Below are 11,712 nucleotides of genomic sequence, written 5' to 3' on the forward strand. Positions count from 1 at the left end.
GAGCGTGAGGAACGATAAGCGTCGTGGCTGGAAAGTGAGGAACGCCAAGCGTCCGCAAGAACACTATCGTGCCCATGCTCCGCGTGGGCATGCCGTCCTGGACGCTCTGCGTCCGATTTTCGCTGGGCGGCGCGGCGCAGATTTGTGACGCGGAGCGTCACCCACAGCATTCCCACGCTGGAGCGTGAGGAACGATAAGCGTCGTGGCTGGAAAGTGAGGAACGCCAAGCGTCCGCAAGAACACTATCGTGCCCATGCTCCGNCTTGCATCAGCCGAGCAATTCCCTCAATACCTGCGCGAACTCGCGGTTGCTTTGCTCTTCTGCGGCATGTCGGCCTTCGCGTATTACCCAGCGTCCATTCACGGCTACGTCGCGAATCTGTCGGTAGCTGCCGGCGAACAGCCAGCGGTTGAGAATGGCGTCGCCCAAAGCCGTGGCGATGTAAGGGTCGTTGCCATCCAGCACCAGCCAGTCGGCGCGTTGCCCCACTTGCAGCGTACCAACCTGCTGCCCCAGCGCTTGCGCGCCACCCGCGAGCGCGGCGTCGTACAAAGTGCGGCCAACCATCGGCTGATCACTGCGATACAGCCGGTTACGACGCTGATCGCGTAGACGCTGGCCGTACTCCAGCCAGCGCAACTCCTCGACCACGCTGAGCGAAACGTGACTGTCCGAGCCAATTCCCCATCGGCCACCCTGGGCAATGTAGTCCACCGCCGGAAAGATACCGTCGCCCAGATTGGCCTCGGTGGTCAGGCATAACCCGGCCACCGCGCCACTTTGCGCCATCAGTTGCACCTCATCTGCCTCGGCGTGGGTCGCATGCACCAAGCACCAGCGGTTATCCACAGGGGCATTTTCATACAGCCATTGCAGCGGACGCCGACCGCTCCAGTTCAGGCAGTCATCGACTTCCTTCTGCTGTTCCGCAATATGAATATGCACAGGGCACTGCTGGTCGCTGGCCGCCAGTACTTCACTGATCTGCTGTGGCGTCACCGCACGCAGCGAGTGGAAGCACAGACCCAACTGCTGCGTGGGCTGAGCCGCCAGAAGCGGGCGTAGACGAGCCTGCAAATCCAGATAGCTGTCAGTGCTGTGGATAAACCGCCGCTGCCCTTCGTTGGGTGCCTGCCCGCCAAACCCCGAGTGGCTGTAAAGCACCGGCAGCAGGGTCAGGCCGATGCCGACCGAACTTGCCGCCTGACTGATCTGCACGGCCAGTTCGGCAGGATCTGCATAGGGTTTGCCGTCCAGGTCCTGATGCACGTAATGAAATTCGGCAACCGAGGTGTAACCGCCCTTGAGCATTTCGATGTACAGCTGGCGAGCGATAACGCCCAGTTGCTGCGGACTGATGCGCCCCACCAGGCGATACATGAGGTCGCGCCAGGTCCAGAAACTGTCGTTGGGGTTGCCCGCCACTTCCGCCAGCCCGGCCATCGCCCGCTGAAACGCATGAGAGTGCAGGTTCGGCATGCCAGGCAGCAACGGGCCACTGACGATTTCGGCATCCTGCCGATCCGTATTGGCCTCGACGCGGGTCAAAACGCCTTCCTGGCTGACCTCCAGACGCACATTGTTGGCCCAGCCGTCGGGGAGTAACGCGCGCTCGGCAAAGAAGGCTGACATTGACTTCACACCTCATCACTGTAATTTGTATATACATATACAGACGTTTAAGCGACCGGTAAACCTTCGGCACGCTTGCCGAGCAGCAGGTTAATGGTTAGCGTGGCGCTCTCAGGCGTCTGAATCATCGTCAAAACGTCATTTTGAAAACAAGGACTCACACGTGTCGACTCCGCCCGCCTCTTCTTCCCTGGCAGCCCAGATGGGCGAAAGTCCCGCACCCTTGTACGCCCGCGTCAAACACATGATCGCCCTGCAGATCCAGAATGGCACCTGGCCGCCGCACCATCGCGTACCGTCGGAAAGCGAGCTGGTGACGCAACTGGGTTTTAGCCGCATGACCATCAACCGCGCCCTGCGTGAGCTGACCGTTGAAGGTTTGCTGGTGCGCATGCAGGGTGTTGGCACTTTTGTCGCCGAACCCAAAAGCCAGTCGGCGCTGTTCGAAGTGCATAACATTGCTGACGAGATCGCCGCGCGCGGCCATCGCCATACCTGCAAGGTCATGGTGCTAAAGGAAGAAGCCGCAGGCTCCGAGCGCGCTCTGGCGCTGGACATGCGCGAAGGCCAGCGGGTGTTCCATTCACTGATCGTGCACTACGAGAACGACATTCCGGTACAGATCGAAGACCGCTTCGTCAACGCCCAGGTCGCCCCGGACTACCTCAGGCAGGACTTCACCCTGCAGACACCTTACGCCTATCTGTCGCAGGTTGCGCCGCTCACCAAAGGCGAGCATGTGGTCGAGGCGATCCTCGCCGAAGCCGATGAATGCACGTTGTTGCAGATCGATGCCGGAGAGCCCTGCCTGCTGATTCGTCGCCGTACCTGGTCAGGCCGCCAGCCCGTCACCGCTGCGCGCCTGATCCACCCCGGCTCCCGCCATCGCCTGGAAGGACGCTTTACCAAATGAGCCAGACTCGCCTCCTGCGTGCCGTCGACTACCCGCGCATGCCGTGGAAAAACGGCGGTGGCAGCACTGAAGAAATCGCTCGCGATGCAGGCCAGGACCTCGACGGTTTCGGCTGGCGGCTGTCGATTGCCGACATTGAAACCTCGGGCGGCTTCTCGGTGTTCGCCGGTTATCAACGCATCATTACCGTTTTGCAGGGCGCGGGCATGACGCTGGACGTGGACGGTGTGTCCAGCCGCCCGTTGCTGCCATCGGACCCGTTTGCGTTCAGCGGCGACAGTGAAGTCAGTTGCACACTGCTGGACGGGCCGATTCGCGACTTCAATCTGATCTATGCTCCTCATCGTTACACGGCACGCCTGCACTGGATAGACGTGCGTCATCCGCAACGGCTGTTCAGTTCAGCCAGCACCTTCGTGCTGTTCAGCATGGCCGAAGAAGTAGCGATAAGCGTGAACGGCCAGCCGTGGGAAATTCTCGGTAAACTTGATTGCGCTCAAGTGGATAATTCTGGCGGTTTGCTGGAAATCGAACTGCAATCACCTCGCGCCAGTCGTTGCTGCCTGATCGAACTCACCGCCACGGGCCTGTAGACGCATTCCTGGCACCTCATAAAAAAATAGCCTTGCACTCAAGGATGACCATGACTCAAGTTTCCAACCGGGAAACGCCCAGAGGCGTTGCCGTCCTCACCCGTTTCCTCGCCTCCGAATCAGCAAGCGGCATCGTCCTGATGGCGGCGGCGCTGGCCGCCCTTATCGTCGCCAACTCTCCTCTCTCAGCGAGCTACTTCTCGATTCTGCACAGCGTCTGGCTGGGCCTGTCGGTGGAGCTGTGGATCAACGACGGGCTGATGGCCATCTTTTTTCTGATGGTCGGCCTGGAGATCAAACGCGAAGTGCTGGCCGGCGGCCTGGCAACCTGGGGACAACGCGCCCTGCCCGGCTTTGCAGCGGCGGGCGGCATGCTGGTGCCTGCGCTGATCTACATCGCGATTAACTGGGGCAACCCGCAAACCCTCAGCGGCTGGGCGATTCCAGCGGCCACCGACATCGCCTTCGCCCTCGGCGTGCTGTCGCTGCTGGGCAGTCGGGTGCCGACCTCGCTGAAGGTCTTTCTGGCCGCGCTGGCGATTCTCGATGACTTGGGTGCTGTAACCATCATCGCGTTTTTCTACAGCTCGGGGCTTAACCTGCCGATGCTGGCCGCCGCATTCGTGACCCTCGCCGTACTGATCGCGCTGAATCGCCTGAACGTCCGCCGTCTGCTGCCCTATTTGCTGCTCGGCGCACTGCTATGGTTCTTCGTCCTGCAATCGGGCGTACACGCCACGCTGGCCGGCGTGGCGCTGGCGCTGTGCATCCCGATGGGCAAGCCCGAGGAGGAAGCACGCTCGCCGCTGCTGTTTCTTGAAGAAAAAATGCATTACTGGGTGGCGTTCGCTGTGGTGCCGATCTTCGGCTTTGCCAATGCGGGTGTATCGCTTTCCGGCATCACCCTGGCAAACCTGATCGACCCGGTGCCGCTGGGTGTCGCGTTGGGCCTGTTCGTCGGCAAGCAGATCGGAGTGTTCCTTGCCGCAGTGCTGGCGATTCGTGCCGGGCTGGCGACATTGCCGGAAGGCAGCAATTGGGTGCAGTTGTACGGCGTCGCTATTCTGTGCGGCATCGGCTTTACCATGAGCCTATTCATCGGCAACCTGGCGTTTCCTGGTTCGCAGCACCTGATCGATGAAGTAAAAGTCGGTGTGCTGATCGGCTCGGGCCTCGCGGCAATTGCCGGTATTTTGCAGCTGCGCAGCCGTTTCAGCCGGCACTGAAAAAATATTTTCAAATCACTGCATCCGGATGGGTTTCTCGCGGGTAGTACATTCAGCAGCCACTTCGAGTTGCTGAGCGCGGTTAAACAATCTGGAGATTTCTGCATGAACGCAAAACGCTTGCTCTGCCTTGCTGGTAGCACCCTGGCTTTCACTTGCCTGTCATCCATTGCCATGGCTCAGACTGACCTGCCCGAAAGCGTCAGGGTACCGGCCGGCAACAAAGTCAGCATGACCACCACCGGGGTCGGCGAGATCACTTACGAGTGCCGCGCCAAGGCCAACATGCCCAACGAGATGGAGTGGGCATTCGTCGGTCCCAAGGCCGTGCTCAATGACAAGAGCGGCAAACAGGTCGGCACCTACTACGGCCCACCGGCCACCTGGGAAGCCAAAGACGGCTCGAAACTGACCGGTACTCAGGTTGCTGTGGCCCCGTCGAGCGCAGGCAACCTGCCGTACCAACTGGTCAAGGCCAACCCGGCTGAAGGCAAGGGCGCAATGACGGGCGTCACTTACATTCAGCGCGTGGCCTTGAAAGGCGGCGTAGCCCCGGCCAAAGCCTGTGCAGAGAGCAACAAGGGCGCGAAGGAAGTGGTCAAGTATCAGGCCGACTACCTGTTCTGGACCGCCAGCTGATCAATGCGCTTAATCAGGTGACCGTGCAACAGTAGGCTATGCTGCTGCACGGGAGCCTCGTGATGTCAGCGAGGCAGTAGTCTTCCTTCGATGGCGGATCATCTTGTCCTCGCACGAATCTCTCTTTGATTACGAAGCAACGTTGCAGGCCTGCGCTCGCGGTGACAAGCAGGCCTTGCAGCGTCTTTATCAACAGGAAAGCGCGCGGCTGCTCGGCGTCGCTCAGCGGCTGGTGCGTGACCGGGCGCTGGCTGAAGACATCGTGCATGACGCATTCCTGAAAATCTGGAGCCACGCGGCCAGCTTCGACGCGGCGCGCGGTTCGGCGCGTGGCTGGATATTCAGCGTGACCCGGCATCTTGCGCTGAACACGCTGCGCAACACGGCGCGCGAGGTACGTGTCGAGGATGACGGCAGCGACGATCATCACGAACAGGCAACCCTGGAAGGCTGGCAGGAAACCGGGGATGCTTTCGATTGGCGGGTCAATCCAGGACGGATGACTTCATGCATGGAGCAACTCGAGCCGGTACGCCGAAACTGTATCTTTCACGCTTACGTAGACGGCTATTCGCATCAGGAAATCGCGCAGAAGATCGGCGCGCCATTGGGTACGGTCAAAGCCTGGATCAAGCGCAGCCTGACGGCTTTGCGGGAGTGCATGGGATGAACCGGCCTTTAGACGACAACATTCATGACCTGGCGGGCGAGTATGTGCTCGGCACCCTGTCGGCACAGGAAAGGCTCGACGTAGAGCGTCGCCTGCCCCACGAGCCTGATCTGCAGGCGGCCATCGATGCCTGGGAACAGCGCCTGCTGCCCCTGACAGAGTTGGCCGAACCGGTTACGCCATCGCCCGGCCTGTGGGATCGCATCGAACGTAACTTGCTGGAGCTGGCAGCACCCGCCAAAGCGCTGCACAGACAGCGAGTGCGCTGGTGGGACAACCTGTCGGTCTGGCGGGGGCTGGCGGGTGCCGGATTAGCGGCGTCGCTGGTGCTGGGCATGACGTTGCTGACCCGCGCGCCGGCGCAACCGTCCTACCTCGTGGTATTGGTCGGGCCGCAGGACAAGGCTCCCGGCTGGGTTGTGCAAGCCAGCAACTCGCAGGAAATCCAGCTTATTCCGCTTGGCGTGTTCGAGGTTCCGAACGACAAGGCGCTGGAGTTCTGGACCAAGGGTGACGACTGGCAAGGCCCGGTCTCACTCGGGCTGGTCAAGCCGGGTCAGAGCCTGCATGTTCCGCTGGACAAACTGCCGCCACTGCAACCCAATCAGCTGTTCGAACTGACCCTGGAGAAATCCACCGGTTCGCCAATAGGCAAGCCTACCGGGCCGATCCAGTTCATCGGCCGGGCAGTGAAGGTGATCTGATAACGGAGCGATCTCACTTCTTGCTGCAATCATCCTGTTGCAGCAAATTGGCCTGGGTCAGGTTGCAGCCCGCCGGTACGCTGCGGGTCAGCCAGACATTGCCGCCGATGGTCGAGCCCTTACCGATGGTGATGCGCCCCAGAATGGTCGCACCCGCGTAGATCACCACGTCGTCTTCAACGATTGGATGCCGTGCATGGCCTTTCTGCAACTGGCCGTCCTCGTCCGACGGGAAGCGCTTGGCGCCCAGGGTCACGGCCTGATAGATCCGCACCCGCTCGCCGATGATCGCGGTTTCGCCAATTACCACGCCTGTTCCATGGTCGATAAAGAAGCTCGGGCCGATCTGCGCGCCCGGATGAATGTCGATACCGGTCGCCGAATGGGCAATCTCCGAGCTGATGCGCGCCAGCAATGGCAAACCGGCGCGATACAAATGGTGCGCCAGACGATGGTGGATCACCGCCAGAATGCCGGGGTAGCACAGCAGCACTTCATCAACGCTGCGTGCGGCCGGGTCGCCGTGGTAGGCGGCCAGCACGTCAGTGTCCAGTAACAGACGAATACCCGGCAGGGCCATGGCGAAACCCTGAATCAGCTCGAGCGCTCGCGCATCGATGCTCTTCAGGTCACCGCCCTGCTGATGGGCGACGTAGCGCAGCTCCAGGCGGGCCTGGGCCAGCAGCGCATTGAGTGCCACATCCAGCGTATGCCCCACGTAAAAATCTTCGCTTTCTTCACGCAGGTCCACCGGGCCAAGCCGCATCGGGAACAACGCCCCGCTCAGCGCTTCAAGAATTTCGCCCATGGCTGCACGCGAAGGCAGTTCGCGCCCGCCGTGCTCGCCGCTTACCCGACGGTTGCGCGCCCGCCAGTCTTCTCTCGCGCCGCGCAACTGGCTGACGATCCGCTGCAACTGCCAGTGGCTGGAACTGCCGTCGGCGGATGCTTCTGGAATATCGCTCACGCTTGACTCTCCTTGATGTGAAGGGTGGCGACCGACAGTGCTGGCCGCTGCTGTTGCCACTCTACGGCAAACATTCAGACGAAAAAAACAACAATTTCTGTAGGAATACGCCAACAGAGCAGTGAGCACAGATAAGTTGCCGTGCGGGAAACGTCTGCCTATAGTCCGGTGACTCTTTACACGGCTTACCGACCACCATGATCAAAAATCAGCTTGCCCGTTTCAATCGCCTGGACTTGATCAGCGCGCCGACGGCTCTGGAAAAGCTTGAGCGCCTGTCGATCTGGGCAGATCGCGATATCTACATCAAGCGTGATGACACCACTACCCTGGCGCTGGGCGGCAACAAGGTTCGCAAACTTGAATACCTCGCAGCAGACGCGCTGGCCCAGGGTGCCGACACGCTGATCACTGCGGGCGCTATCCAGTCCAACCATGTTCGCCAGACTGCTGCCCTGGCGGCGCGCCTGGGCCTTGGCTGCGTGGCGCTGCTGGAAAACCCCACCGGCACTGAAGACCCGAGTTACCTGAAAAACGGCAATCGCCTGCTGCTGGAGCTGTTCGATGCCAAGGTCGAGCGGGTTGAAAACCTCGACAACGCCGACGAACAACTGCACGCGCTGGCTGCGCGTCTGCGCTCAAGCGGCAAGAAGCCTTATCTGGTACCCATCGGTGGATCAAGCCCGGTCGGTGCGCTGGGTTATGTTCGCGCCGGGCTGGAACTGGCTGAGCAGATCAAGCAGACCGGCATCGACTTTGCGGCGGTTGTTCTGGCCTCCGGCAGCGCGGGCACCCACAGCGGCCTGGCGTTGGCACTGGCTCACGAGTTGCCGCAATTGCCGGTTATCGGCGTGACCGTTTCGCGCAGTGAAGAAGCACAACTGCCCAAAGTACAGGGCTTGGCCGAGCGTACGGCAGAATTACTGGATATCGCCCTGCCGGAGCACTTCAAGGTTGAACTGTGGGACGAATATTTCGCTCCGCGTTATGGAGAACCGAACGCCGGTACGCTGGCAGCGATCAAGCTGGTGGCCAGCCATGAAGGGCTGTTGCTGGACCCGGTTTATACCGGCAAGGCCATGTCCGGCTTGCTGGATGGCATTGGCCGTCAGCGCTTCAACGACGGCCCGCTGATCTTTCTGCACACTGGCGGTGCTCCGGCGCTGTTTGCCTACCCGGATGCGTTTGATCAGTAACTTTTCAGCCTGTGCAGCGTTTATGCCTTTTGGAAGGGAAAATAACTTTTTTTGTTATTTTTCCTCATAAGCAGATGGCTATATAGTCGCGCCTGGCAGACAACAACACTGACGGAACACCTGACGTAACTGCCTGAAAAAAGCTGAATAATCAGCACGAAGTTGCTTGAGTCGGGTCAGAAAAAGGCCAGACACTTCCATACCAACAAGGGGCTCGCATGAACATTTCCGCTATTCGTCGCACGTTTCTTTTCTCGGCACTGAGCTTGATGCTCGGTACCGGTATCGCCGGGCAAGCCATGGCTGGCGAGCAACTGCAGAAAATCAAGGATAGCGGCACGCTTAATGTGGGCCTTGAAGGCACTTACCCGCCGTTCAGCTTCGTCGATGAAAACGGCAAGCTCACCGGCTTCGAAGTCGAGTTTTCCGAAGCGCTGGCCAAGGAACTGGGCGTGAAAGCCAAGATCCAGCCATCGAAATGGGACGGCATTCTGGCCGCTCTGGATTCAAAGCGTCTGGATGTGGTGATCAATCAGGTGACCATCTCCGAGGAGCGCAAGAAGAAGTACGACTTCTCTGAGCCCTACACCGTGTCCGGCATTCAGGCGCTGGTTCTGAAGAAGAACGCAGACACCATCAAGACAGCCAAGGACCTGACCGGCAAGAAGGTTGGCGTGGGGCTGGGCACCAACTACGAACAATGGTTGAAGGAAAACGTCCCGGGCGCAATCGTCAAAACCTATGACGATGACCCGAGCAAAATCCAGGACCTGAGTGTAGGCCGTATCGACGCGATTCTCGTTGACCGTCTGGCAGCTCTGGAAATGGCTACCAAGACCAAAAACAAACTTGTACCCGCAGGTGACGCGTTTTCACGTCAGGAGTCCGGCATTGCCCTGCGCAAAGGCGAACCCGAGTTGCAGGCAGCTATCGACAAGGCGATCGACAAACTGCGCGCCGACGGCACCCTGGAAAAACTGTCGAAGAAATACTTCAACGCTGACGTCACCAAATGATCGAAGAGAGCCTTCAGCTCGCGCTGGACTCCGCGCCCTTTCTGCTCAAGGGCGCGTATTACACCGTCTTTCTCAGCCTGGGCGGGATGTTTTTCGGGTTGCTGCTGGGCTTCGGCCTGGCATTGATGCGCCTGTCGCGCCTCAAACTGGTGAACTGGATTGCACGCATCTACGTGTCGTTCTTTCGCGGTACGCCCTTGCTGGTTCAGCTGTTCGTGATTTATTACGGCCTGCCGGAACTGGGTATCCAGCTTGAACCCCTGAGCGCGGCACTGATCGGCTTTTCGTTGAACATGGCCGCTTATGCTTGTGAAATTCTGCGTGCGGCCATCAGCTCCGTGGAACGCGGTCAGTGGGAGGCTGCCGCAAGCATCGGCATGACCCGCTGGCAGACCATGCGCCGGGCCATACTGCCGCAAGCAGCACGCACGGCCTTGCCGCCGCTGGGCAACAGCTTCATTTCGCTGGTCAAGGACACCGCGCTGGCCGCCACCATTCAGGTGCCGGAGCTGTTCCGCCAGGCGCAGTTGATCACCGCACGCACCTTTGAAATTTTCACCATGTACCTGGCCGCCGCACTGATCTACTGGATCCTTGCCACGGCGCTCTCGCACCTGCAAAACAAGCTGGAAGCCAGGGTCAACCGGCATGATCTGGAGACCTGACGCATGATAGTCGTTGAAAAACTCACCAAGAAATTCAAGGGCAATCAGGTGCTCAAGGGCATCGATCTGCGTATAGAAGCCGGGGAAGTCGTCGCCATCATCGGTCCCAGTGGCTCGGGCAAGACCACCCTGCTGCGCTGCCTGAACCTGCTGGAGACACCAGATAGCGGCAGGATCAAGGTGGGCGACATCGAGATCGATGGAACACGTTCCATGAACCAGCAACAGGGGTTGGTTCGCCAGTTGCGCCAGCAGGTAGGGTTCGTGTTTCAGAACTTCAATCTGTTTCCGCATCGCACAGCGCTGGAAAACGTCATTGAAGGCCCGGTAGTGGTCAAGAAGGTCGCGCGGGAAGCCGCCGAGGCGCTGGGCAGGAAACTGCTCGCCAAGGTCGGTCTGACCGGCAAGGAAGACGCCTACCCGCGTCGTCTCTCGGGCGGGCAGCAGCAGCGCGTGGCGATTGCACGGGCGCTGGCGATGGAGCCGCAAGTGATTCTGTTCGACGAGCCAACCTCGGCACTGGACCCGGAACTGGTTGGCGAGGTGCTGACCACTATTCGCGCCCTGGCCGAAGAAAAGCGCACGATGGTGATCGTCACCCACGAGATGAGCTTTGCACGGGAGGTCGCCAACCGGGTGATCTTCATCGACAAGGGGGTGATCGTGGAGCAAGGCGAAGCCAAAGCACTGTTCGCCGACCCTAAGGAAGAGCGCACACGGCAGTTTCTTGAGCGCACTCGTCACTGATCATGCCTGTAGGTCCCCAAAAAAGCAGCGTCCATCAACGGCGCTGCTTTTTTCTTACATTTCAGAAGGCGTTAATCGTTCAAGATCCTTGCTCAATTCCCGCGTAATTTTCCGAAAAATCATCGAAATAATAAAATCGGCCTACGTCAGCTCTCATACCTGATTCGTAGTCGGCTGGCCTGAGACACACGCCCCTTGCCGAACACCCTCTTCTGAGCCCTCCTCCGTCGGTTACTGCCTGTTGCTATTGGTACTTTGTGGTAGGACGGTTGTTTATCGCGAAGTAAACAGTTCCAAATAAACCGTGTAGGAAGTCTCCGGTTTTCAAGTAAAACACTAGCAAACGCCACCCACATATTGACAAGTGCCTGCAAAGCCCATTAGCTCATACACATCACTCAGTTAGTGAGACACTAAAGTTTCAAGCCCTCTTTTCATACCATTTGTAATGCTTGCCATAAGTTGGATATTTAAGGTACTTATCCCACCGCCTCAAGCGCACCTCTTACTACTTCAACATGACAATTTATGACGAATCGTTACTTGAACTATTGATTATCAGGAGCACCTGTACATGAGCCAAATCATTTGCAAACCGACCCCTCTGGACCTGTCCGCCCCGTCCATACCGCTGGCCAGCCGACATGGCATAGGCGTGAGAGGTGCCTCTCAACTGCTTGTGGTATGCCCCCCGAAGGTTGGACAATTATCCACTTACGCTGCCTTGGCGGCCTGCATCCTG

Annotated in this window: 12 protein-coding genes; 10 read left to right on the plus strand and 2 right to left on the minus strand. The window is 59.2% G+C overall.

Going from position 1 to position 11,712, the window contains the following annotated elements; all coding sequences use genetic code 11:
* Positions 1-269: 269 nt before the first annotated feature.
* Complete coding sequence (locus AO277_RS06550) at positions 270-1,634, minus strand: formimidoylglutamate deiminase (RefSeq protein ID WP_044319775.1); 1,365 nt, start codon at positions 1,632-1,634, stop codon at positions 270-272.
* Positions 1,635-1,836: 202 nt separating this feature from the next.
* Between AO277_RS06550 and hutC the strand changes: the two genes are divergently transcribed.
* The 6 genes from hutC to AO277_RS06580 all read left to right on the plus strand — a co-directional run bounded on the left by hutC (position 1,837) and on the right by AO277_RS06580 (position 6,379).
* Positions 1,837-2,547, plus strand: a complete 711-nt coding sequence (gene hutC / locus AO277_RS06555; RefSeq protein WP_161795811.1) for a histidine utilization transcriptional repressor HutC — start codon at positions 1,837-1,839, stop codon at positions 2,545-2,547.
* Positions 2,544-3,140 carry a HutD/Ves family protein gene (locus AO277_RS06560; protein ID WP_044319777.1) on the plus strand — a complete coding sequence of 199 codons (597 nt, stop codon included), beginning with the start codon at positions 2,544-2,546 and terminating at the stop codon, positions 3,138-3,140. Before hutC ends, AO277_RS06560 begins: the two co-directional genes overlap by 4 nt.
* Positions 3,141-3,190: 50 nt before the next feature.
* The gene (gene nhaA / locus AO277_RS06565; protein ID WP_044319780.1) at positions 3,191-4,366 is read left to right on the plus strand and encodes a Na+/H+ antiporter NhaA; all 1,176 of its coding nucleotides are present in this window, start codon (positions 3,191-3,193) and stop codon (positions 4,364-4,366) included.
* Between the two features lie 105 nt (positions 4,367-4,471).
* Positions 4,472-5,005 carry a DUF3455 domain-containing protein gene (locus AO277_RS06570; RefSeq protein WP_005730965.1) on the plus strand — a complete coding sequence of 178 codons (534 nt, stop codon included), beginning with the start codon at positions 4,472-4,474 and terminating at the stop codon, positions 5,003-5,005.
* A gap of 103 nt (positions 5,006-5,108) precedes the next feature.
* A complete protein-coding gene (locus AO277_RS06575) occupies positions 5,109-5,675 on the plus strand; it encodes a sigma-70 family RNA polymerase sigma factor (protein ID WP_002551609.1) in 567 nt (188 codons plus the stop codon).
* Positions 5,672-6,379: an anti-sigma factor gene (locus AO277_RS06580; RefSeq protein ID WP_005743144.1), complete on the plus strand. Its 708-nt coding sequence runs from the start codon at positions 5,672-5,674 to the stop codon at positions 6,377-6,379. Before AO277_RS06575 ends, AO277_RS06580 begins: the two co-directional genes overlap by 4 nt.
* A gap of 13 nt (positions 6,380-6,392) precedes the next feature.
* On the opposite strand, the gene epsC is transcribed toward AO277_RS06580, so the two are convergent.
* Positions 6,393-7,346 carry a serine O-acetyltransferase EpsC gene (epsC, locus tag AO277_RS06585; protein WP_002551607.1) on the minus strand — a complete coding sequence of 318 codons (954 nt, stop codon included), beginning with the start codon at positions 7,344-7,346 and terminating at the stop codon, positions 6,393-6,395.
* 197 nt (positions 7,347-7,543) lie between these two features.
* Here epsC and AO277_RS06590 point away from each other — a divergent pair, with 197 nt between their 5' ends.
* The 4 genes from AO277_RS06590 to tcyN all read left to right on the plus strand — a co-directional run bounded on the left by AO277_RS06590 (position 7,544) and on the right by tcyN (position 10,970).
* Positions 7,544-8,542: a D-cysteine desulfhydrase gene (locus AO277_RS06590; RefSeq protein ID WP_044319778.1), complete on the plus strand. Its 999-nt coding sequence runs from the start codon at positions 7,544-7,546 to the stop codon at positions 8,540-8,542.
* Positions 8,543-8,760: 218 nt separating this feature from the next.
* Positions 8,761-9,558 (plus strand): cystine ABC transporter substrate-binding protein, encoded by a 798-nt coding sequence (gene tcyJ / locus AO277_RS06595; protein ID WP_002551605.1) that lies wholly within the window; start codon positions 8,761-8,763, stop codon positions 9,556-9,558.
* On the plus strand, positions 9,555-10,223 hold the full coding sequence (gene tcyL, locus AO277_RS06600) for a cystine ABC transporter permease (protein WP_002551604.1): 669 nt from the start codon (positions 9,555-9,557) through the stop codon (positions 10,221-10,223). The genes tcyJ and tcyL overlap by 4 nt, the downstream gene beginning before the upstream one ends.
* A 3-nt stretch (positions 10,224-10,226) precedes the next feature.
* Complete coding sequence (gene tcyN / locus AO277_RS06605) at positions 10,227-10,970, plus strand: L-cystine ABC transporter ATP-binding protein TcyN (protein ID WP_044319779.1); 744 nt, start codon at positions 10,227-10,229, stop codon at positions 10,968-10,970.
* Positions 10,971-11,712 lie beyond the last annotated feature (742 nt).

This window comes from Pseudomonas amygdali (assembly GCF_002699855.1).
GTDB lineage: Bacteria > Pseudomonadota > Gammaproteobacteria > Pseudomonadales > Pseudomonadaceae > Aquipseudomonas > Aquipseudomonas amygdali.

Bases quoted from the DNA above. Each gene is read 5' to 3' on its own strand.
- tcyL (WP_002551604.1), top strand. From the start codon at position 9,555: ATGATCGAAGAGAGCCTTCAGCTCGCGCTGGACTCCGCGCCCTTTCTG.
- tcyJ (WP_002551605.1), top strand. From the start codon at position 8,761: ATGAACATTTCCGCTATTCGTCGCACGTTTCTTTTCTCGGCACTGAGC.
- AO277_RS06550 (WP_044319775.1), bottom strand. From the start codon at position 1,634: ATGTCAGCCTTCTTTGCCGAGCGCGCGTTACTCCCCGACGGCTGGGCC.
- hutC (WP_161795811.1), top strand. From the start codon at position 1,837: ATGGGCGAAAGTCCCGCACCCTTGTACGCCCGCGTCAAACACATGATC.
- tcyN (WP_044319779.1), top strand. From the start codon at position 10,227: ATGATAGTCGTTGAAAAACTCACCAAGAAATTCAAGGGCAATCAGGTG.
- AO277_RS06580 (WP_005743144.1), top strand. From the start codon at position 5,672: ATGAACCGGCCTTTAGACGACAACATTCATGACCTGGCGGGCGAGTAT.
- AO277_RS06560 (WP_044319777.1), top strand. From the start codon at position 2,544: ATGAGCCAGACTCGCCTCCTGCGTGCCGTCGACTACCCGCGCATGCCG.
- AO277_RS06570 (WP_005730965.1), top strand. From the start codon at position 4,472: ATGAACGCAAAACGCTTGCTCTGCCTTGCTGGTAGCACCCTGGCTTTC.
- AO277_RS06590 (WP_044319778.1), top strand. From the start codon at position 7,544: ATGATCAAAAATCAGCTTGCCCGTTTCAATCGCCTGGACTTGATCAGC.
- nhaA (WP_044319780.1), top strand. From the start codon at position 3,191: ATGACTCAAGTTTCCAACCGGGAAACGCCCAGAGGCGTTGCCGTCCTC.